Origin of the sequence: Pseudomonas sp. NPDC077186 (assembly GCF_044543505.1) — a bacterium.
Taxonomy (GTDB): domain Bacteria; phylum Pseudomonadota; class Gammaproteobacteria; order Pseudomonadales; family Pseudomonadaceae; genus Aquipseudomonas.
In genome coordinates, this window is record NZ_JBITWE010000005.1 from 312,075 (window position 1) to 332,078 (window position 20,004).

Genomic DNA, 20,004 nt, shown 5'->3' on the forward strand with positions numbered 1-20,004 from the left:
AATTTCGCGGATAAATCCGCTCCTACAAGGTGTGCAGCGGTCAACACGGACAGCGCCGCCACATTGGCTTCAGAAGTCCAGCTGATAGCCGAGGACGAAGGTGCGCCCGCGGCCGGCGAAGTACTGGTCGTCGCGGGTGCTGGCGGCCTGCGCGTAGTAGGTCATGTAGTCGCGGTTGAGCAGGTTCTCCACGCCCAGGCTGGCTTCGCCGACCGGCAGGCGGTAGCCGACCGAGGCATCCACCAGGCTGTAGCCGTCGAAGTCCAGGCCGGGGGTGTCGAAGCTGCGGCTGGCGTAGTGGTTGGCCTGCACCCGGGTGTTGAGCTTGTCGCTCCACTTGGCCTGCCAGCTCATGCCGTAACGGTCGGGGGCGATGTTGGCGCCGTCCAGATCGGTGTCCACCTTGCCGTCGCCGTCGGTGTCCGACTGGCCGTTGAGCTTGGCGTAGCTGGCCTGCAGACGATGCACGGCGTCGACCTGCCAGCCGGCGCTGGCCTCGATGCCGTCGATCTCGGTGCGTTCGCGACGCACCTGATACACGCCGCCGACGCTCTGCAGGCGCGAGCCGAGGTCGGAGTCGGATTCGAAGTAGCTGATTTCGGCATCGAAGGGGCCATGGTTCAGACGCAGGCCGATCTCGCGGTTGTCGGTGACGATCGGCTGCAGGTCGAGGAAGCTGTCCACGCTCAGGCCCGGCTGGTTGATGCCGCGCAGTACGCGGCCGACGTCGGGCATGCCGAAGCCTTCCGAGTAGTTGGCGAAGACCTGCGCCCAGTCGCTGGCCTGGAATACCAGGCCGGCGTTGTACAGGGATTCCTCGAAGTCCGGCTCGCCGCCCTCGACGGAGACGCCGCCCGGCGGCGTGGTGGTGGAGGCGATGGTGCGGAACGGATCGACCTCCAGCTTGGCGAACTCGTGGCGCACGCCGCCGTGCAGGGTCAGGCGCTCGTGGGCACGCACCTCGGCCTGGAGGAAGGGCGCGAGGTTCTTGAACACGGTCTCCGGCACCCACTCGCGGTCGGTGGCGATCAGCATCTGGCTGGTGGTGTCCTGCAGGAAGTCCAGGCCGCCGGTGAGCTTGAGCAGGCCATCGAACATGTCGTCGCGGCTCAGCGAGAGCTTGCCGCCGTATTTGTCCGACTCGTTCTGCGACTGGTCGAACAGGGTGCCGACCGGGGCGATGGCCGGGTCCTGGAAGCTGGGCAGGCTGTTGCCGCCGTAGCGGGCGCGGAAGCGCTGGCTGTACAGCTGGGCGGTGAACTGATTGCCGGCCAGATCGCTGTTGTTGTAGGTCAGGCTGGTGGCCAGCACCTCGTTCTGTGGCGCCTTGCCGGGTGGATTGCCCTTGCGCGAGGTGGTCGGCACGTCGGCGGCGCGGTTGCCGGGCACGTTGACGTAGTCGTGTTCGCCCTCGAGCTGGAAGCGGTTGACCATCAGTTCGAGGTTCTGCTCGGCGTCGAACCAGTAGCCGAGCTTGACCAGCAGGTCGCTGCTGGTGGAATCCATGATGTCGCCCTGGGTGTCGTCGACGCCGATCAGCTCGCCGTCGGCGTCGTAGAACATGCCGCGGGTCTGGCCGCTGATGGCGGCGAGGTAGTCCCAGCTGCCCTGGTTGCCTTCGACGCGGTAGTCCAGCTTGTAGCCCAGGCCGTCGCCGTCGAAGTCGTCGCCCGCTTCCAGGCTGACGCCGGCGTGCTGCCTGAGGCTGCCGCCCTGCGGCCGACGGGTGACGTAGTTGATGATCCCGCCGGTGGCGCCCAGGCCATGCTCGGCGCTGGCGCCGTGGATCACCTCGATGCGTTCGACCATCGCCAGGTCGATGGTGTAGCCGTCGCGGCCGCCGGCCCGCAGCGGCGTGGACTGCGGCACGCCGTCGATCATCACCAGCGCGGCGCGGCCGCGGAAGGTCTCGCCGGCGTTGCTCAGCTTCTGCCGGCTCGGCGAGTAGGAGGGAATCAGGTTGCTCAGCACCTGGCCGTGGTCGCTGGTGATCGCCAGTTGCTGTTCGATCTGCTCGCGGCTGATGACGGTGATCTTCTGCGGCGTCTTGCCCACCTGGCTGTGGCCGCGGGTGGCGCTGATGGTCATGGCGTCCAGTTCGAGCTGTTGCTCGCGGTTGTCTTCGGCCAGGGCGTTGCTGCCTAGGCAGGCGAGGCTGATGGCGAGGCAGAGGCGGGTCTTGCGGTGCATGCGAAGGCTCCGATACGGCAGGAGGGGTTAGGAAGAGCCTGTAAAGATAATGTAAATACGAATTTGTTTCATTAAGTGTTTTTGGCGAGCAGCCACCAGCCCCGCGACGCAGTGTCGCGGGAAGGCGCCAGGAAAGGACTTACTCGCCGCGGATCAGGCGGCGCAGGGCGAAGCGGTTGGGGTGGCAGGCCTCGGCCACCGCGCGCGGCAGCGGCAGGGGCTCGCCTTCCAGCCAGGCGGCGATCAGCTCGCCGGACAGCGGCGCGCTGATCAGCCCGCGCGAGCCGTGGCCGCTGTTGACGTACAGGCCGGGCAGCCAGGGGCAGGGCGCCTGCGGCACCTGGCGGGCGTCCTTGGCCAGCACCGCGTAGCGTTCGGCGAAGGCCTCGGCATCGGCCAGCGGCCCGACTATGGGCAGGTAGTCCGGGCTGGTGCAGCGGAAGGCGGCGCGGCCTTCGAGCTGCGCCGGGTCGAGCCGGTCGGCCTGCAGGCGCTCGGCCAGATCGCTGGAAATATCCTTGAGCAACTCGAGGTTGCCGGCATGTTCGGCGACGCTCGGCGTCAGGTCGTCGCTGTGGAAGTCGAAGCTGGCGCCCAGGGTGTGCTCGTTTGCGCGTGGCGGGGCGACGTAGCCCTCGGCGCAGACCACGGTGCGCAGGGCGCTGCTGGCGGAGTTGGCCGGCAGGCGGCTGATCTGCCCGCGGATGCGCTTGAGCGGCAGGCCGGCGCTCTGCGCGAAGCGGCGGATCTCCGCGGCGGCGGCCAGCACCAGCACCGGCGCGCGGGCCAGCTCCTGCTGGCCTGCCAGCACCTGCCACTGGTCGTCATGGCGCCGCAGCTCCAGCGCCTCGCTGTGCGTCAGCAGGTCGATCGAAGGATGCGCGGCCAGCAGCCGGCATAGCGCCGGCGGGTGCACCCAGCCGGCGTCCGGGTAGAACAGGCCGCCGGCCGGCAGGCCGATTCCGGCGTGCTCCTCGGCTTCGGCCTGCGTCAGGGGCTGCAGCAGGTCGTTGGGGAAGGCCGCGGCCAGCTTGGCCTGGCGCGCGGCTTCCTTGGCGTCGAAGGCCAGCTGCAGCACGCCGCAGGCGTCCCAGTCGGCGCCACGTTGCAGGCGTTCGAGCAGGCGCCGGGTGTGGCCGAAGCCGGCGACTATCAGTTGCGACAGCGCCGTGCCGTGGGCCGACAGCTTGAGGTAGAGCACCCCTTGCGGGTTGCCCGAGGCCTCGCCGGCCACCTCGCCGTGGCGTTCCAGCAGGCTCACCCGCCAGCCGCGTGCGGCCAGGCTGGCGGCGGTGGCGCAGCCGGCCAGGCCGGCGCCGATCACCACCGCGTGTTTGTCCGGCGCCTGGTGCGCGGGGCGGGCGAACCAGGGTTTGCCCTCGCCTTCCGGGTGGCCTGCGAACTGTCCCTTGAGCACCTCCCATTTCTTGCCCAGGCCGGGTACACGTTTCATCCGGAAGCCGGCCTCGTTCAGCGCCCGGCGCACCACGCCGGCGCTGCTGAAGGTGCCCAGGGTCGCGCCCGGCGCGGACAGCCGCGCCAGCTCGGCGAACAGTTCGGGCGTCCACATCTGCGGGTTCTTCGCCGGGTTGAAACCGTCGAGAAACCAGGCGTCGATGCGCGCGTCCAGCTGCGATAACTGCTCCAACGCGTCGCCGATCAGCAGGGTCAAGACGACTCGCCCGTCAGCCAGCAGCAGGCGCTGGAAGCCCGGGTGAATGGCGCGGTACTGCGCCAGCAACTGCTCGGCCTGGGGAGCCAGCTCCGGCCACAGGGCCAGGGCGCGCTGCAGGTCGGCCAGTTGCAGCGGGTATTTCTCCACGCTGACGAAGTGCAGGCGCGCACCGGCCGGCGCCTGCCGTTCGAACAGTTGCCAGGCGCAGAGGAAGTTCAGCCCGGTGCCGAAGCCGGTCTCGCCGATGCACAGGCACTCGCCGTCGCCGAGGGCGGCGAAGCGCGCCGCCAGGTCGTTGTTGGCGAGGAAGACGTAGCGGGTCTCCTCCAGGCCGTCGTGCTGGGAGAAGTAGACGTCGCCGAAGTGGCGCGACAGGGGCTGGCCGCGTTCGTCCCAGTCGAGCTGGGCGTGATGAGGTTCTGACATGGAGGGGTTCCGCTGGATCGTGCGGCGATTCTACCGCGCCGCGCCGGCGGGCAAAGGCGGGCATCATCCGTTACGCTGTGGTGATCATTCCAGGGAGGTTGCCGCATGTTCGAATCCGCCGAAATCGGCCGCAGCATCGATAAAGCCAGGTTCGAAGCCGAGGAGCCGGCGCTGCGCGAGGCGCTGCTGGAGGCGCAGTATGAGTTGAAGCAGCAGGCGCGCTTTCCGGTGATCGTGCTGATCAACGGCATCGAGGGCGCCGGCAAGGGCGAGACGGTCAAGCTGCTCAACGAGTGGATGGACCCGCGGCTGATCCAGGTCAACACCTTCGACGTGCAGACCGACGAGGAGCTGGCCCGCCCACCGGCCTGGCGCTACTGGCGCCAGCTGCCGCCGAAGGGGCACATCGGCGTGTTCTTCGGCAACTGGTACAGCCAGATGCTCCAGGGCCGGGTGCACGGGCGGATCAAGGACGCCGTGCTGGATCAGGCCATCGACGGTGCCGAGCGCCTGGAGCGCATGCTCTGCGACGAGGGCGCGCTGATCTTCAAGTTCTGGTTCCACCTGTCCAAGCAGCATATGAAGGCGCGCCTGGAAGCGCTCAAGGACGACCCGTTGCACAGCTGGCGCATCAGCCCGCTGGACTGGCAGCAGTCGAAGACCTACGACAAGTTCGTCCGCTATGGCGAGCGCGTGCTGCGCCGCAGCAGCCGCGACTACGCGCCCTGGTACGTGATCGAGGGCGTCGACGAGTGTTACCGCAGCCTGACCGTCGGGCGCATCCTCCTCGAGGGGCTGCAGGCGGCGCTGGCCAACCCGCAGCGGTCGCGGCGCCAGCCGCACGCCGCGCCGCTGGTGTCGAGCCTGGACAGCAGCGGTCTGCTGGCCAGCCTGGACATGACCCAGGCGCTGGACAAGGACGACTACAAGGAACAGTTGGCCACCGAGCAGGCGCGCCTGTCCGGGCTGATGCGCGACAAGCGCATGCGCAAGCATGCCCTGCTCGCGGTGTTCGAGGGCAACGACGCGGCCGGCAAGGGCGGCGCCATCCGCCGCGTCACCGGCGCGCTGGACCCGCGCCAGTACCGCATCGTGCCGGTGGCCGCGCCCACCGAGGAGGAGCGCGCCCAGCCCTACCTGTGGCGTTTCTGGCGGCATATCCCGGCGCGCGGCAAGTTCACCATCTTCGACCGCAGCTGGTACGGCCGGGTGCTGGTGGAGCGGGTCGAGGGCTTCTGCAGCGAGGCCGACTGGCTGCGCGCCTACGGCGAGATCAACGACTTCGAGGAGCAACTGAGCGACGCCGGGGTGATCCTGGTCAAGTTCTGGCTGGCCATCGACCAGGACACCCAGCTGGCGCGCTTCCAGGAGCGCGAGCAGATCCCCTTCAAGCGTTTCAAGATCACCGAGGACGACTGGCGCAACCGCGACAAGTGGCCGCAATACGCCGACGCGGTGGGCGACATGGTCGACCGCACCAGCAGCGAGATCGCCCCCTGGACCTTGATCGAGGCCAACGACAAGCGCTTCGCCCGGGTCAAGGTGCTGCGCACCATCAACCAGGCCATCGAGGCGGCCTTCGCCAGGGACTGAGGCAGGTCTCGGCACGTTGTACTTCTGTTTTCGTGGGAGGCGCTTTAGCGGCGACGCTTTCAGCAGGGGCTCGCGGCTAAAGCCCCTCCCACAGTTTCTCTGCACCGCCTAGATCGAATCGCATACACCAGATCAATGATGGTCGCGCCTGGCGATGGCGCGGACTTATCCTCGCTCGCATCCGCCATCCAATAACAACGAGGTGCGTCATGCGTGAAGTGGTGATAGTCGACAGCGTGCGGACTGGCCTGGCCAAGTCCTTCCGCGGCAAGTTCAACCTGACCCGGCCGGACGACATGGCCGCCCACTGCGTCGACGCCCTGCTGGTGCGCAACGGCATCGATCCGAAGCAGGTCGACGACTGCATCGTCGGCGCCGGCTCCAACGAGGGCGCCCAGGGCATGAACATCGGCCGCAACGTCGCGGTGCTCTCCGGCCTGGGCAACCCGGTGGCGGGCATGACCCTCAACCGCTTCTGTTCCTCGGGCCTGCAGGCCATCGCCATCGCCGCCAACCAGGTGGCCTCCGGCTGCAGCGATATCATCGTCGCCGGCGGCGTCGAGTCCATCACCATGACCCTGAAAAGCATGAACATGGACAAGCTGTTCAACCCGCTGCTGCAGCAGGACAACCCCGGCATCTACTACCCCATGGGCAAGACCGCCGAGATAGTCGCGGGCCGCTACGGCATCAGCCGCGAGGCCCAGGACGCCTATGCCCTGCAGAGCCAGCAACGTACCGCGCGCGCCCAGGCCGAGGGGTTGTTCGCCGACGAAATCGTACCGATGGCGGTGAAGTACCAGGTCGAGGACAAGGCCACTGGCGAGAAGGCCATTGTCGACGGCGTGGTCGAGGCGGATGACTGCAACCGCCCGGACACCAGCCTCGAATCCCTGGCCGCGCTGCAGCCGGCCTTCGATCCGGCCGGCAGCGTCACCGCCGGCAACGCCTCGCAGCTGTCCGACGGCGCCTCCATGACCCTGGTGATGAGCCTGGAGAAAGCGCTGGAGCTGGGCCTCAAACCCAAGGCCTATTTCCGCGGCTTCACCGTGGCCGGCTGCGAGCCGGACGAGATGGGCATCGGCCCGGTGTTCTCGGTGCCCAAGCTGCTCAAGGCCAAGGGCCTGACGGTCGACGACATCGATCTTTGGGAGCTCAACGAAGCCTTCGCCTCGCAGTGCCTGTACTGCCGCGACAAGCTGGAGATCGACAACGCCAAGTACAACGTCAACGGCGGCTCCATCTCCATCGGCCATCCCTTCGGCATGACCGGCTCGCGTCAGGTCGGCCACCTGGTGCGCGAGCTGCAGCGCCGCCAGCTGCGCTACGGCATCGTTACCATGTGCGTCGGCGGCGGCATGGGGGCGACGGGGCTGTTCGAGGCCTATCGCTGAGTCCAAGGTTCTTCGCTCCAATAAAAAACCGGATCCTCGATCCGGTTTTTTATTGGCCTGGCGTATGCCGCATGCAATCGGGACGCCTGCCCCGGATTGCATCCGGGCTACGGGCGGGCGTTTGTAGCGGCCTTGGCGGGGGTACCAGGGATGGCAGGGCATAAAAAAACCGGATCGCCGATCCGGTTTTTTATGTGAGCGGGCTGACTCAGGCGGCGACGAAGCCGGCGGGGTAGGCCAGGGCGGCCTGGCTGCTCTGCACTTCGCCGATGGTTTCGCGTACCACCTGCTTGGCCAGGCAGGCGCACTTGCCGCACTGGCTGGCGATGCCGAGGGTGCTGCGCACTTCGCGGTAGCTGCAGCAGCCTTCATAGACCGCGTCGCGGATTTGCGTATCGGTGACACCTTCACAGAGGCAGACGTACATAAGCAAGGCTCGTCTTGGTTGTACTGTTTGATGCGACGGATACTAATGTTAATGAGAATGCTTGTCAAAGAACTCTTGCAAATGCCCGCGCTAGAGGCCTTGCTGGCTGACGAACGGCAGCCATCGAGGAGGCCGTGGCCAGAAAAAATCCGCAAGAATTTTGCCTGCGCATGGCAGTGGCAGCTCACAGAAAAATCGAATGGTGCCTGGAGCCAGGGCTGTGTGGGGCGCCGTAATGGCCGGTGCGTGCGGCTCACCCTGCGAGGCCGGGCAGCCAGACGAGGGATGAAAAAACCGGCGCGAGGCCGGTTTCTGGTGGGGACTGATTGCCGCGCAACGGCTTACTGGTCGAATTCGTCCCAGCCGCCCATTTCCTTCCAGCGGTTGACGATGCCGCAGAACAGCTCAGCGGTCTTCTCGGTGTCGTAGCGCGCCGAGTGCGCCTCCTTGCCGTCGAACTCGATGCCGGCGGTCTGGCAGGCCTTGGCCAGCACGGTCTGGCCGTAGGCGAGGCCGGCCAGGGTGGCGGTGTCGAAGCTGGAGAAGGGGTGGAAGGGGTTGCGCTTGATGCCGCAACGGGCCACCGCGGCGTTGAGGAAACCCAGGTCGAAGCTGCTGTTGTGGCCGACCAGGATGGCGCGCTTGCAGCCGGCCGATTTGATCGACTTGCGCAGGCCCTTGAAGATCTCGCCGAGGGCGTGCTCCTCGCTCACCGCCATGCGCAGCGGGTGATCCAGCTTGATCCCGGTGAACTCCAGCGCCGCTGCCTCGATATTGGCGCCTGCGAACGGCTCGATGCGGAAGAAGTGGGTGTGATCCGGGTAGAGGAAGCCGCTCTCGTCCATGGCGATGGTGGTCGCGGCGATCTCCAGCAGGGCGTCGGTGGCGCAGTTGAAACCGCCGGTCTCGACGTCCACCACCACCGGCAGGTAGCCGCGAAAGCGCGCCGCCATGGGCGTGCGCGGGCCGGCCGGCAGGCTGGGCTCGAGTTCGTCGTCGTAATGCTCTTCGCTCACGCCTGACCCTCCAGCAGCTTCCAGCGCAGGGTCTCGCCGGCGCGCAGGGGGATCACCGTCTGCTCGCCCAGCGGCAGGCTGGCCGGCGCGGTCCAGTCCTCACGCACCAGGGTGATCGAGTCGCTGTTGCGTGGCAGGCCGTAGAAGTCCGGGCCGTGGCAGCTGGCGAAGCCTTCCAGCTTGTCCAGCGCATTGCGCTGTTCGAAGGCCTCGGCATACAGCTCGATGGCGGCATAGGCGGTGTAGCAGCCGGCGCAGCCGCAGGCGGCTTCCTTGGCGTGCTTGGCGTGCGGCGCCGAGTCGGTGCCGAGGAAGAACTTGCGGCTGCCGCTGACGGCGGCGTCGAGCAGGGCTTCCTGGTGCACGTTGCGCTTGAGGATCGGCAGGCAATAGAAGTGCGGGCGGATGCCGCCGACCAGCATGTGGTTGCGGTTGTACAGCAGGTGATGGGCGGTGATGGTGGCGCCGACGTTGGCCGGCGCGGCCTCGACGAACTGCACCGCGTCGCGGGTGGTGATGTGCTCGAACACCACTTTCAGCGTCGGGAAGCGCTCGACCACACGGCTCAGGTGCTCGTCGATAAAGGCCTTCTCGCGGTCGAACACGTCGATCTCGGCGCGGGTCACCTCGCCGTGCACCAGCAGCGGCATGCCCACCTCGGCCATGGCTTCCAGCACCGGGAAGATCTTGTCGATGCTGGTCACGCCCGAATCGGAGTTGGTGGTGGCGCCGGCCGGGTAGAGCTTGGCGGCGTGGACGAAGCCGGCGGCCTTGGCCTGGCGCACGTCCTCGGGGCTGGTGTTGTCGGTGAGGTAGAGCACCATCAGCGGCTCGAAGCGGCTGCCGGCCGGGCGCGCGGCCAGGATGCGCTGGCGGTAGGCGTCGGCCTCGGCGGCGTTGCGTACCGGCGGTACCAGGTTGGGCATGATGATGGCGCGGGCAAAGGTGCGCGCGACGTCGCCGACGGTGTGCGGCAGCACCGCGCCATCGCGCAGGTGAATGTGCCAGTCATCGGGACGCAGGAGAGTCAGGCGGTCGGACATGGGGGTTTCCAGGCGGGTAAAACGTGAGTGCAATGGTACTCGAAAAGCGGCTGTAAGCCTCAAGCGGCAAGAGAAAGCAGGGGGCAGAATGTAGGGTGCTCCTTTGTGGGAGGCGCTTCAGCGGCGACTTGCCGCGCCCATCGCGGCTAAAGCCCCTCCCACGGTCAGGGTGGATAGCGCGTAGCCCGGATGTCATCCGGGGGATCGGCTGGCCCGGATTTCATCCGGGCTACGAACCGCGCGGGTTGCCCGGTTCAAGTTTCTGCCAGGGCGACCGATAGCCCGGGGGAGTGCCGTGAATCGCCCTGGAGAGCGCCGTGCGTCTGTCCCATCTCGCCCTGTCCTTACTGATCGGCCTGCCTGTGTGCCTGCCGGCGCACGCCGTCAGCTTTCAGACCCGCCTGGAACAGGTGGAATGGAAGGTCGAGGGCGATCAGTTCGAGTGCCGCCTGAGCCAGCCGATCAGCCAGTTCGGCAGCGGCGAATTCGTGCGGCGTGCCGGCGAGCAGGTGACCTTCCGCCTCAAGGCGCGCGAACGCTGGCTCGGCGCCGGCTCGGCGACCCTGCTGGCGGCGGCGGCGCCCTGGCAGCCGGGGCGCGGCGACATCAACCTGGGCGTGGTCAGCGTCGGCAACGGCGAGGTGCCGTTCAACAGCTCCCAGGAGCAGGGCGCGCGGCTGCTCACCGGTTTGCTGGAGGGGCGCAGTCCGCTGGTGCGCCACCGCACCCTCAACGGCGGCGACAGCCTCGAGGTGCGCCTGCTGCCGGTGAAGTTCCACCAGGCCTACGAGGACTACCAGGCCTGCACCGCCAAGCTGCTGCCGGTCAACTTCGAGCAGATCCGCCAGGCGCAGATCGGCTTTCCCGGCGGCGGCATCGAGCTGGACGCCATGTCCCGCGCCAAGCTGGACATCGTCCTCGACTTCATCAAGGCCGACCCCAGCATCAACAGCTTTCAGATCGACGGCCACGCCGACAACAGCGGCAACCGCCTGACCAACCGCGACCTGTCGCGCCGCCGCGCCCTGGCTGTGCAGGAGTACCTGGTGGCCGGCGGCGTGCCGGTCGAGCAGATCACCCTGCGTTTTCATGGCGAGCGTTACCCGTTGGTGCCCAACAACAACGAGGCCAACCGCGCCAAGAACCGCCGCGCCACCCTGCGCCTGGAGCGCCTGCCGCCGGCCGAGGTCGCGCCGCCGAGCACGGCGCCCGACACTGCGCCGAGTGCCCCGGTCGATCCGGCCGGCAGCACGCCGTCATGAGGCGAAAAACGGCGTCGCTTCGTCGTCACAAGCTGTCGCGCCCCTGTAAATTGGCCCGCGGGGTCAGTAGAATCACGGGTTTTACCGTACAACCCGTGGAGTGATGGCATGGCGGACGTCAAAAAGGTAGTTCTGGCCTATTCCGGTGGCCTGGACACCTCGGTGATCCTCAAGTGGCTGCAAGATACCTACAACTGTGAAGTGGTGACCTTCACCGCCGACCTCGGCCAGGGCGAGGAGGTCGAGCCGGCCCGTGCCAAGGCCCAGGCGATGGGCGTCAAGGAAATCTATATCGACGACCTGCGCGAAGAGTTCGTCCGCGATTTCGTCTACCCCATGTTCCGCGCCAACACCATCTACGAAGGCGAGTACCTGCTGGGTACCTCCATCGCCCGTCCGCTGATCGCCAAGCGCCTGATCGAGATCGCCAACGAGACCGGCGCCGACGCCATCTCCCACGGCGCCACCGGCAAGGGCAACGACCAGGTGCGCTTCGAGCTGGGCGCCTACGCACTGAAGCCGGGCGTGAAGGTCATCGCCCCCTGGCGCGAGTGGGACCTGCTGTCACGCGAGAAGCTGATGGACTACGCCGAGAAGCACGCCATCCCGATCGAGCGCCACGGCAAGAAGAAGTCGCCGTACTCCATGGACGCCAACCTGCTGCACATCTCCTACGAGGGCGGTGTGCTGGAAGACACCTGGACCGAGCACGAAGAAGACATGTGGAAATGGACTGTCTCGCCCGAGGCAGCTCCGGACGCACCGACCTATATCGAGCTGACCTACCAGGCCGGCGACATCGTCGCCATCGACGGCAAGGCCATGACCCCGGCTCAGGTGCTGGCCGAGCTGAACCGCATCGGCGGCGAGAACGGCATCGGCCGTCTGGACATCGTGGAAAACCGCTATGTCGGCATGAAGTCGCGCGGCTGCTACGAGACCCCTGGCGGCACCATCATGCTGCGCGCCCACCGCGCCATCGAGTCGATCACCCTCGACCGCGAAGTGGCCCACCTGAAAGACGAGCTGATGCCGAAATACGCCAGCCTGATCTACAACGGTTTCTGGTGGAGCCCGGAGCGTCTGATGCTGCAGCAGATGATCGACGCCTCGCAGGCCAACGTGAACGGCGTGGTGCGCCTGAAGCTGTACAAGGGCAACGTCATCGTCACCGGGCGCAAGTCCGACGACTCGCTGTTCGACGCCAATATCGCCACCTTCGAAGAAGATGGCGGCGCCTACAACCAGCAGGACGCGGCGGGCTTCATCAAGCTCAACGCCCTGCGCATGCGCATCGCCGCCGGCAAGGGCCGCAAGCTGATCTGATAGACTGCTTGCACCGTGTCAGAGCAACCCCGGCCACGAGCCGGGGTTTCTTTTTTAGCGCCGAGATCGCGGCCAATCGCTGAGGAGAAACCTGATGAGACTGCTGCATACCATGCTGCGCGTCGGCGACCTGGACAAATCCATCGCCTTCTACACCGAAGTGCTGGGCATGACCCTGCTGCGCCGCAAGGACTACCCGGACGGCGAGTTCACCCTGGCCTTCGTCGGTTACGGCGACGAGGCGCACAACAGCGTGATCGAACTGACCCACAACTGGGGCGTGGACAGCTACGAGCTGGGCAGCGGCTACGGCCATATCGCCCTGGAAGTGGCCGACGTCTACAAGGCCTGCGAGGACATTCGCTCGCGCGGCGGCAAGATCACCCGCGAACCGGGGCCGATGAAGCACGGCAGCAGCATCCTGGCTTTCGTCGAGGATCCGGACGGCTACAAGATCGAGCTGCTGTCGCCGTCGCGCAAGGACTGAGCTCGCCGCCATGAAAAAGCCCCGCATTGTGCGGGGCTTTTTTTATCCGACTCGACCTTTAGATGTCGAAGTCGTACTCGGCCAGCTGCTTGTGCAGGCGTCGCTCTTCGAGGAAGTTATCGATGATGCGGCGCTTGGTCAGGTTGGTCTTGGCGACTTCCACCGCAGGCTCGGCATCCTCCGATTCTTCCGCGACAAAGTCTTCGTCCAGTTCGAGGTCTTCTTTGTCAGTGCTCATCTATTCCACTCCAGGCCACCGGGGCCATTTGCGCACCTTATAGCGGCAAAAGTAGAGCGGGTAAAAAAGATTTTTTCAATCGGACGATCGCTCGGATCAATGGTCGATCAATCGTCGGAGGTCTTCGCCTTGTACTCGCACAGATCCTCGATGCGGCAGGCGCCGCAGCGCGGTTTGCGCGCGGTGCAGACGTAACGGCCATGCAGGATCAGCCAGTGGTGGGCGTCGAGCAGATAGTCCTTGGGCACGAACTTGAGCAGCTTCTTCTCCACCTCCAGCACGTTCTTGCCGGGGGCGATGCCGGTACGGTTGCTGACCCGGAAGATATGGGTGTCCACCGCCATGGCCAACTGGCGGAAGGCGGTGTTGAGCACTACGTTGGCGGTCTTGCGGCCGACGCCGGGCAGGGCTTCGAGGTCCTCGCGGTTGTCCGGCACCTGGCTGCCGTGCTTCTCGATGAGGATGCGGCAGGCCTCGATGACGTTCTTCGCCTTGCTGTTGTACAGGCCGATGGTCTTGATGTACTCGCTAAGCCCTTCGACACCCAGGGCATAGATGGCCTCCGGGGTGTTGGCTACCGGGAACAGCTTGGCGGTGGCCTTGTTGACGCTGACGTCGGTGGCCTGGGCCGACAGGGTGACCGCCACCAGCAGCTCGAAGGGAGTGCTGTAGGCCAGCTCGGTCTTCGGCTCCGGGTTGTCCTCGTGCAGGCGACGGAAGATTTCCAGGCGCTTGGCGGCGTTCACTCGATCACTCCGGTCACGCGCACGCGACGGCTTGGCGCGGGCGCCTCGGGGGCGGCGGCCTTGGCCCGCTCGGCCACCACCTGGTCGATGCGGTTCTTGCCGGCGATCAGCAGGCCGAGGACGATAAAGGCGCCTGGCGGCAGGATGGCCAGGAGAAAGCCCTTGTAGTCGCCGATCAGGGTGATCTGCCAGTCGGCGGCAACCGGGCCGAACAGCAGGTGCATGTTGGCCAGCAGGGCGCCGGTGCCGAGCAGCTCGCGGGCGGCGCCGATCAGCACCAGCACCGCGCCGAAGCCCAGGCCCATCATCAGGCCGTCGTAGGCGGCGCGCGGCGGGGCGTTCTTCGCCGCGAAGCCGTCGGCGCGGCCGAGGATCACGCAGTTGGTGGTGATCAGCGGGATGAAGATGCCGAGGATCTGGTACAGCTCGTAGGTGAAGGCCTGCATCAACAGCTCGATGCAGGTGGTCAGCGCGGCGATGATCATGACGAAGGCGGGCAGGCGCACGGCGGTGTTGACCACGCCGCGCACCAGCGACACCGCGGTGTTGGAACAGACCAGCACCACCGCGCTGGCCAGCGCCAGGCCGAGGGCGTTGACCGTGGAGTTGCTCACCCCCAGCAGCGGGCAGAGGCCGAGCAGCTGCACCAGCGCCGGGTTGTTCTTCCACAGGCCGTTGATCGTGATGTCGCGGTAGCTGCTCATTGCGCGTCCTCCGCCAGGCCCAGTAGCTGGGCGCGGTGTGCGTCGAAATACTGCAGGGCGCCGTGCACGGCCTTGACCACCGCGCGCGGGGTGATGGTGGCGCCGGCGAACTGGTCGAACTCGCCGCGATCCTTCTTCACCGCCCAGCCCTCTGCGCCGGGGTTACTCAGGGATTTGCCGTCGAAACTGCGAATCCACTGGCTCTTGGCCAGTTCGATCTTGTCGCCCAGGCCCGGGGTTTCCTTGTGGCCGAGCACGCGCACGCCCGCCAGGCGGCCGTCGGCGAAGATGCCGACCAGCAGGTGGATGGCGCCGCTGTAGCCGTCCGGCGCGGTGACCGGCAGGATCAGCGCGCTGGGCGCCCCGTCCTTGAGCGCCAGGTAGGCCGACTGCGGGCTGCGCTGGCCGAGTTCGCGGGCGTTGACCTCGATGCGGTTGTCCAGCAGGTGGTTGTCGTAGCTGCCGGCCGGCAGGATCTCGCCCAGGGCGCGCACCTGCGCCTCGCGCTCGGCGGCGGCGATACGGCTGGCGGTGGCCTGCTGCAGCAGGGCCACGCTGCCGACGGTGGCGATGGCGAACAGGCCCAGCACCAGGGCGTTCTTCAGCATCGAGCGGCTGATTTCCGGCAGCATGCTCACTCTCCCAGCTTGAAGCCGCTATTGGGCTTGCGGTGGCCATAGCTGCGCGGCCGGGTGTAGTAGTCGATGGTCGGTGCGGCCAGGTTCATCAGCAGCACGGCGAAGGCCACTGCGTCCGGGTAACCGCCCCAGGCGCGGATCACGTAGACCAGCACGCCGACGCCGATGCCGAACACCAGGCGCCCGCGGTTGCTGGTGGCGCCGGACACCGGGTCGGTGACGATAAAGAAGGCGCCGAGCATGGTGGCGCCGCTGAGCAGGTGAAACAGCGGCGAGCCGTTGGAGTCCGAGCCACTGCCGTTCCAGAACAGCAGGCTCATCACGGCCATGGCACCGAGCATGCCGACCGGCGCGTGCCAGCTGAAGATGCGTTTGTGCAGCAGGTACAGGCCGCCGGCGAGAAAGGCCAGGTTGACCGCCTCGCTGCCGGCGCCGCCGAAGTGGCCGAAGGCCGGGTTGGCGGCGCGCAGCTCGTCCATGGTCAGGCTCTTGTTGACCTTCAGCGCGTCCAGCGCGGTGGCCTGGGCCCAGCCGTCGGGCAGCGCGGCGATACCGAGGATGTGTTGCAGGCCATCGAGCAGGGCGACGCCATGCGGCACGGGCCAGCTGGTCATTTCCACCGGGAAGGAGATCAGCACCACCACGTAGCCGAGCATGGCCGGGTTGAAGGGGTTCTGCCCAAGGCCGCCGTAGAGCTGCTTGCCGAAGACGATGGCGAAGCCCACCGCCACCAGGGTCAGCCACCAGGGCGCGTAGGGCGGCAGCGCCAGGGCTAGCAGCACGGCGGTGACCAGGGCGCTGTAATCCTTGAGGAAGAACGCCAGCGGACGCTGGCGCGCGGCCAGGATCGCCGCCTCGAACGCCAGGGCGAACAGGCTGGCCAGGGCCAGATTGAACAGGGTGCCTGCGCCGAACAGCCAGGTCAGGGCGAGAATGCCCGGCACCGTGGCCAGCAGCACCTGCAGCATGACCTGCTGGGTGCGATTGCTGCCCTTGGCGTGGGGCGATGTGATGCGGGGCAGGGCCATCGGCACTCCGGTGGTTCTGTTACTGCGCTCGTACTGATCGCAGTGGTGTTCATTCCCCGGATTGCATCCGGGCTACGGTTGTCTGTGCCGCCCGGATGCTCCGACGCGACTTGTAGCCCGGATGCAATCCGGGACGATCGTTACGGCTGGTATTCGGCCAGCTTGCGTTCGGCCTCGGTCAGGCGCGTGCGGGCCTGTTCCAGCGCCTCGGCGGCGGCGTTGTCGTCGCGCTCCAGCTTGCGCAGGTCGGCGCGGGCGAAGGCCACCTCGGTCTTCAGCGCCTTGAATTTTTCGTCCACGCCGGGGCGTTCGGTGCGTACCAGCTCCGGCGCCGGCTTGCCCGAGACCGCCTCGGCGGCGTGCAGGGCCTGCTCGGCGGCGACCAGGGCATCGCGCAGCGGCTGCAGCGCGGCTTCGTCGGCGCCGGATTTCTCGGCCTTCTTCAGTTCGGCACGCTTCATCGCCAGCTCGACCTTGGCCTTTTTCAGCGCTTCGTCGCCGGCGGGTTTGGCGGCAGGGGCGGGCGCCTGGCTCTCCAGATCGGCCAGGGCCCTCTCGGCTGCTTCCAGTTGCTGACGCAGGCGGGCGAGTTCGGCCTGCTGGTCGTCGTCCGGGTTCTCGATCTTCTCCAGCTTGCGCAGCTGGGCCTTGAGCATGGCGGCTTCGATCTTGGCCTTCTTCAGCGCCTCGTCGCCGGCGGGTTTGGCCGCAGGGGCGGGCGTCTGGCTCTCCAGATCGGCCAGGGCCTTCTCGGCGACTTCCAGTTGCTGACGCAGGCGGGCGAGTTCGGCCTGCTGGTCGTCGTCCGGGGTCTCGATCTTTTCCAGCTTGCGCAGCTGGGCCTTGAGCATGGCGGCGTCGATCTTGGCCTTTTTCAGCGCTTCGTCACCGGCCGGCTTGGGCGTCGGGGCGGGCGCCGTGGCCTGGGCGGCGGCCAGCGCCTGTTGCGCGGCGTCGGCGGCGGTGCGCAGCTCGGCGACCTGCGCCTGCAGCTCCGGCGTATCGTGGGCGGCCAGTTGCTTCTCGGCCTTCTTCAGGGCGACCTGGGCCATGCTGGCCTCGATCTTGAGTTTCTTCAGCGCTTCGTCGGCCGGGGCGGCGGTAGCCGGCGGCGCCTCGGCCTGCGCCGCCTTGGCGCGGGCGGCCTTCTCGGCGCGCGCCTTGCGTTCGGCTTCCTTCTGCTCCTCGGCGCGGCGCAGGCGCTCCTGGCGCTGCTCGAAGCGCTGCTTGGAGTGTTCGGCCTTGAGCTGCTTCTGCTCCAGGTCGCGGATTTCCGCCTTGGCCGCGCGGTAGTACTGCACCAGCGGGATGCTCGAGGGGCAGACGTAGGCGCAGGCGCCGCACTCGATGCAGTCGAACAGGTTGTGCGCCTTGAGCTGCTCGTGCTCCTGACCCAGGGCGAAGAAGTGCAGCTGCTGCGGCAGCAGGCTGGCCGGGCAGGCCTCGGCGCATTCGCCGCAGCGGATGCAGGGCATGGCCGGCGGTGGCGGCGGCAGTTCGGCGGCGGTGCTGGCCAGCAGGCAGTTGCTGGTCTTGATCAGCGGCACCTCGAGGCTGGGCAGGGTAAAGCCCATCATCGGTCCGCCCATGATCAGGCGATTGAGTTTGCTGGTGTCCAGCCCGGCGAACTCCAGCAGCTCGCCCACTGGCGTGCCGAGCAGCGCCTCGACATTGCCCGGCCGCGCCAGTGCTTCGCCGGTCAGGGTGGTAATGCGCGAGATCAGCGGCTTGCCCAGCACCACCGCGTCGTGAATGGCCGTGCAGGTACCGACGTTCTGGCAGAGGATGCCGATATCGGCCGGCAGCCCGCCCGAGGGAACCTCGACACCGGTGAGAATCTGAATCAGCTGCTTCTCGCCGCCGGAGGGGTACTTGGTGGGGAACACCCGCACCTGGTAGCTGCGCTCGCTGCAGGCGCCGCGTACGGCAGCGATGGCCTCGGGCTTGTTGTCCTCGATGCCGATCAGCACCTGATCGGGCTGGATCAGCTGCACCAGGATATCGATGCCGGAAACCAGCTCGTCGGCGCGCTCGCGCATCAGCAGGTCGTCAGCGGTGATATAGGGCTCGCACTCGGTGCCGTTGATGATCAGCGTGTGGATCTTCTGCGTCGGCCGGGCGGTGAGTTTGACCGCGGTGGGGAAGCCGGCACCGCCCAGGCCGCTGATGCCGGCTTCGCGAATCAGCGCCAGCAGCTCGGCCGATTCCATATGCCGGTAGTCGGCATGGGGCGTCAGTTCGCCCCACTCGTCCAGGCCGTCGCTGTCGATGACGATGGCCGGTGCCAGCATGCCGGAGACGTGCGGGTAGGGCTGCGGGCCGATAAAGCTGACGGTGCCGGAGGTGGGGGCATGCAGCGGCGTGCTGACGAAGCCGTTGGCCTCGGCGATCTTCTCGCCCTTGCGCACGCGCTGGCCGACGACCACGCAGGGTTCGGCGACTGCACCGATATGCTGGCCAAGCGGCAAGACCAGGCGCTTGGGCAGCGGCGCCTGCTGGATCGGCGTGCGGTTGGACAGCTCCTTGCGCTCGGCAGGGTGGATGCCACCCGGGATATCCCAGATCTTTTCCTGCGCGCTCATGCCGCCTGCTCCCGGTCGCTGGCGATCAACTGGCCGGGCGCCAGCGGTTTGTCCCATTTCCAGCTCTGCACGGTGCTACTGACTTCGATCATGTCGATGCAGTCCACCGGGCACGGCTCGACGCACAGGTCGCAGCCGGTGCACTCGCTGACGATGACCGTGTGCATCTGCCGCGCCGCGCCGACGATGGCGTCCACCGGGCAGGCCTGGATGCACTTGGTGCAGCCGATGCACTCGGCCTCGCGGATATAGGCGACCATCTGCGGCTTCTCACCTTCCACCGCGTCCAGCGGCTCGGGCTCGACATCCAGCAGGTCGGCCAGGGCGGCGATAGTCGCCTCGCCGCCGGGCGGGCACTTGTTGATCTTGTCGCCGCCGGCGATCGCCTCGGCGTAGGGCTTGCAGCCGGGGTAGCCGCACTGGCCGCACTGGGTCTGCGGCAGCAGGGCGTTGATCTGCTCGGCGATGGGGTCGCCCTCGACCTTGAAGCGCACCGCGGCGAAACCGAGGATGGCGCCGGCCAGCAGGCACAGGCCGAGCAGGGCGAGGACGGCGACGAGAACCAGGCTCATAGTTTGATCAGCCCGGTGAAGCCCATGAAGGCCAGCGACATCAGGCCGGCGGTGATCATGCCGATGGCCGCGCCCTGGAACGACTTGGGCACGTCGGCGATGGCGATGCGCTCGCGCATGGCGGCGAACAGCACCAGCACCAGGGAGAAGCCGAGGCCGGCGGCGAAGCCGTTGGCGGTGGCGGTGATAAAGGTGAATTCGGCCTTGTTGGCGTTGAGCAGGGCGACGCCGAGGACGATGCAGTTGGTGGTGATCAGCGGCAGGAAGATGCCCAGCACGCGATACAGCAGCGGGCTGGTCTTGTTCACCACCATCTCGGTGAACTGCACGGTCACCGCGATCACCAGGATGAAGCTGATGGTGCGCAGGAACTCCAGGTCCAGCGGTTTGAGCACGTACTGCTGCACCAGGTAGCTGCACATGGCGGCCAGGGTCAGGACGAAGGTGGTGGCCAGGGACAGGCCGATGGCCGTCTCGATCTTCTTCGACACGCCCATGAAGGGGCACAGGCCGAGAAACTGCACCAGCACGAAGTTGTTGACCAGGATGGCGCTGACCATGATCAGGACGAGTTCGGTCATCGGGTTGCCATTGTGCTCGAAAAGGCCATAGAAAAAGGGCGCTTATTATCGGGAAGCGCGCAGAAGCAAACAAGCC

At 67.0% G+C, this 20,004-nt stretch carries 18 protein-coding genes; 5 read left to right on the top strand and 13 right to left on the bottom strand.

Annotated features, from left to right (window positions below; genetic code table 11):
* Positions 1-69: 69 nt before the first annotated feature.
* Entirely contained in the window at positions 70-2,190 is a 2,121-nt protein-coding gene (locus tag ACIGKL_RS19700) for a TonB-dependent receptor (protein WP_397488142.1), read from the bottom strand.
* Between the two features lie 139 nt (positions 2,191-2,329).
* Positions 2,330-4,291, bottom strand: a complete 1,962-nt coding sequence (gene mnmC, locus ACIGKL_RS19705) for a bifunctional tRNA (5-methylaminomethyl-2-thiouridine)(34)-methyltransferase MnmD/FAD-dependent 5-carboxymethylaminomethyl-2-thiouridine(34) oxidoreductase MnmC (RefSeq protein WP_397488143.1) — start codon at positions 4,289-4,291, stop codon at positions 2,330-2,332.
* 105 nt (positions 4,292-4,396) lie between these two features.
* Between mnmC and pap the strand changes: the two genes are divergently transcribed.
* Positions 4,397-5,884 carry a polyphosphate:AMP phosphotransferase gene (gene pap, locus ACIGKL_RS19710; protein WP_397488144.1) on the top strand — a complete coding sequence of 496 codons (1,488 nt, stop codon included), beginning with the start codon at positions 4,397-4,399 and terminating at the stop codon, positions 5,882-5,884.
* A 209-nt stretch (positions 5,885-6,093) separates the two neighbouring features.
* Positions 6,094-7,278 (top strand): thiolase family protein, encoded by a 1,185-nt coding sequence (locus ACIGKL_RS19715; RefSeq protein WP_397488145.1) that lies wholly within the window; start codon positions 6,094-6,096, stop codon positions 7,276-7,278.
* A 208-nt stretch (positions 7,279-7,486) separates the two neighbouring features.
* Here the strand turns inward: ACIGKL_RS19715 and ACIGKL_RS19720 are convergent, their stop codons facing one another.
* The 3 genes from ACIGKL_RS19720 to pyrC all read right to left on the bottom strand — a co-directional run bounded on the left by ACIGKL_RS19720 (position 7,487) and on the right by pyrC (position 9,764).
* Positions 7,487-7,705, bottom strand: a complete 219-nt coding sequence (locus tag ACIGKL_RS19720) for a bacterioferritin-associated ferredoxin (protein WP_021443380.1) — start codon at positions 7,703-7,705, stop codon at positions 7,487-7,489.
* A gap of 341 nt (positions 7,706-8,046) precedes the next feature.
* A complete protein-coding gene (gene rnt / locus ACIGKL_RS19725) occupies positions 8,047-8,721 on the bottom strand; it encodes a ribonuclease T (RefSeq protein WP_397488146.1) in 675 nt (224 codons plus the stop codon).
* Complete coding sequence (gene pyrC, locus ACIGKL_RS19730) at positions 8,718-9,764, bottom strand: dihydroorotase (protein WP_397488147.1); 1,047 nt, start codon at positions 9,762-9,764, stop codon at positions 8,718-8,720. Before pyrC ends, rnt begins: the two co-directional genes overlap by 4 nt.
* A gap of 317 nt (positions 9,765-10,081) precedes the next feature.
* Between pyrC and ACIGKL_RS19735 the strand changes: the two genes are divergently transcribed.
* The 3 genes from ACIGKL_RS19735 (at position 10,082) to gloA (ending at position 12,839) form a co-directional block, all read left to right on the top strand.
* Positions 10,082-11,026, top strand: coding sequence for an OmpA family protein (locus ACIGKL_RS19735; protein ID WP_397488148.1), 945 nt, complete (start codon positions 10,082-10,084; stop codon positions 11,024-11,026).
* Positions 11,027-11,134: 108 nt separating this feature from the next.
* The gene (locus tag ACIGKL_RS19740; RefSeq protein ID WP_397488149.1) at positions 11,135-12,352 is read left to right on the top strand and encodes an argininosuccinate synthase; all 1,218 of its coding nucleotides are present in this window, start codon (positions 11,135-11,137) and stop codon (positions 12,350-12,352) included.
* A 94-nt stretch (positions 12,353-12,446) separates the two neighbouring features.
* Entirely contained in the window at positions 12,447-12,839 is a 393-nt protein-coding gene (gene gloA, locus ACIGKL_RS19745; protein WP_397488150.1) for a lactoylglutathione lyase, read from the top strand.
* 58 nt (positions 12,840-12,897) lie between these two features.
* On the opposite strand, the gene ACIGKL_RS19750 is transcribed toward gloA, so the two are convergent.
* The 8 genes from ACIGKL_RS19750 to rsxA form a co-directional block, all read right to left on the bottom strand.
* The gene (locus ACIGKL_RS19750; protein ID WP_397488151.1) at positions 12,898-13,077 is read right to left on the bottom strand and encodes a PA3496 family putative envelope integrity protein; all 180 of its coding nucleotides are present in this window, start codon (positions 13,075-13,077) and stop codon (positions 12,898-12,900) included.
* Between the two features lie 107 nt (positions 13,078-13,184).
* Positions 13,185-13,823, bottom strand: coding sequence for an endonuclease III (nth, locus tag ACIGKL_RS19755; protein WP_264145720.1), 639 nt, complete (start codon positions 13,821-13,823; stop codon positions 13,185-13,187).
* Positions 13,820-14,527 (bottom strand): electron transport complex subunit E, encoded by a 708-nt coding sequence (locus ACIGKL_RS19760; RefSeq protein WP_397488152.1) that lies wholly within the window; start codon positions 14,525-14,527, stop codon positions 13,820-13,822. Before ACIGKL_RS19760 ends, nth begins: the two co-directional genes overlap by 4 nt.
* A complete protein-coding gene (gene rsxG, locus ACIGKL_RS19765; protein WP_031302995.1) occupies positions 14,524-15,159 on the bottom strand; it encodes an electron transport complex subunit RsxG in 636 nt (211 codons plus the stop codon). The genes ACIGKL_RS19760 and rsxG overlap by 4 nt, the downstream gene beginning before the upstream one ends.
* 2 nt (positions 15,160-15,161) lie before the next feature.
* Complete coding sequence (locus tag ACIGKL_RS19770; protein WP_397488153.1) at positions 15,162-16,193, bottom strand: RnfABCDGE type electron transport complex subunit D; 1,032 nt, start codon at positions 16,191-16,193, stop codon at positions 15,162-15,164.
* Between the two features lie 140 nt (positions 16,194-16,333).
* Positions 16,334-18,775: an electron transport complex subunit RsxC gene (gene rsxC / locus ACIGKL_RS19775; protein ID WP_397488154.1), complete on the bottom strand. Its 2,442-nt coding sequence runs from the start codon at positions 18,773-18,775 to the stop codon at positions 16,334-16,336.
* Complete coding sequence (rsxB, locus tag ACIGKL_RS19780) at positions 18,772-19,347, bottom strand: electron transport complex subunit RsxB (protein ID WP_397488155.1); 576 nt, start codon at positions 19,345-19,347, stop codon at positions 18,772-18,774. The genes rsxC and rsxB overlap by 4 nt, the downstream gene beginning before the upstream one ends.
* Positions 19,344-19,928, bottom strand: a complete 585-nt coding sequence (gene rsxA, locus ACIGKL_RS19785; RefSeq protein ID WP_017677831.1) for an electron transport complex subunit RsxA — start codon at positions 19,926-19,928, stop codon at positions 19,344-19,346. The genes rsxB and rsxA overlap by 4 nt, the downstream gene beginning before the upstream one ends.
* Positions 19,929-20,004 lie beyond the last annotated feature (76 nt).

Coding starts and splice junctions, on each gene's coding strand:
- ACIGKL_RS19700 (WP_397488142.1), bottom strand. CDS start 2,190: ATGCACCGCAAGACCCGCCTCTGCCTCGCCATCAGCCTCGCCTGCCTA.
- mnmC (WP_397488143.1), bottom strand. CDS start 4,291: ATGTCAGAACCTCATCACGCCCAGCTCGACTGGGACGAACGCGGCCAG.
- pap (WP_397488144.1), top strand. CDS start 4,397: ATGTTCGAATCCGCCGAAATCGGCCGCAGCATCGATAAAGCCAGGTTC.
- ACIGKL_RS19715 (WP_397488145.1), top strand. CDS start 6,094: ATGCGTGAAGTGGTGATAGTCGACAGCGTGCGGACTGGCCTGGCCAAG.
- ACIGKL_RS19720 (WP_021443380.1), bottom strand. CDS start 7,705: ATGTACGTCTGCCTCTGTGAAGGTGTCACCGATACGCAAATCCGCGAC.
- pyrC (WP_397488147.1), bottom strand. CDS start 9,764: ATGTCCGACCGCCTGACTCTCCTGCGTCCCGATGACTGGCACATTCAC.
- ACIGKL_RS19740 (WP_397488149.1), top strand. CDS start 11,135: ATGGCGGACGTCAAAAAGGTAGTTCTGGCCTATTCCGGTGGCCTGGAC.
- gloA (WP_397488150.1), top strand. CDS start 12,447: ATGAGACTGCTGCATACCATGCTGCGCGTCGGCGACCTGGACAAATCC.
- ACIGKL_RS19750 (WP_397488151.1), bottom strand. CDS start 13,077: ATGAGCACTGACAAAGAAGACCTCGAACTGGACGAAGACTTTGTCGCG.
- ACIGKL_RS19760 (WP_397488152.1), bottom strand. CDS start 14,527: ATGAGCAGCTACCGCGACATCACGATCAACGGCCTGTGGAAGAACAAC.
- rsxG (WP_031302995.1), bottom strand. CDS start 15,159: ATGCTGCCGGAAATCAGCCGCTCGATGCTGAAGAACGCCCTGGTGCTG.
- ACIGKL_RS19770 (WP_397488153.1), bottom strand. CDS start 16,193: ATGGCCCTGCCCCGCATCACATCGCCCCACGCCAAGGGCAGCAATCGC.
- rsxC (WP_397488154.1), bottom strand. CDS start 18,775: ATGAGCGCGCAGGAAAAGATCTGGGATATCCCGGGTGGCATCCACCCT.
- rsxB (WP_397488155.1), bottom strand. CDS start 19,347: ATGAGCCTGGTTCTCGTCGCCGTCCTCGCCCTGCTCGGCCTGTGCCTG.
- rsxA (WP_017677831.1), bottom strand. CDS start 19,928: ATGACCGAACTCGTCCTGATCATGGTCAGCGCCATCCTGGTCAACAAC.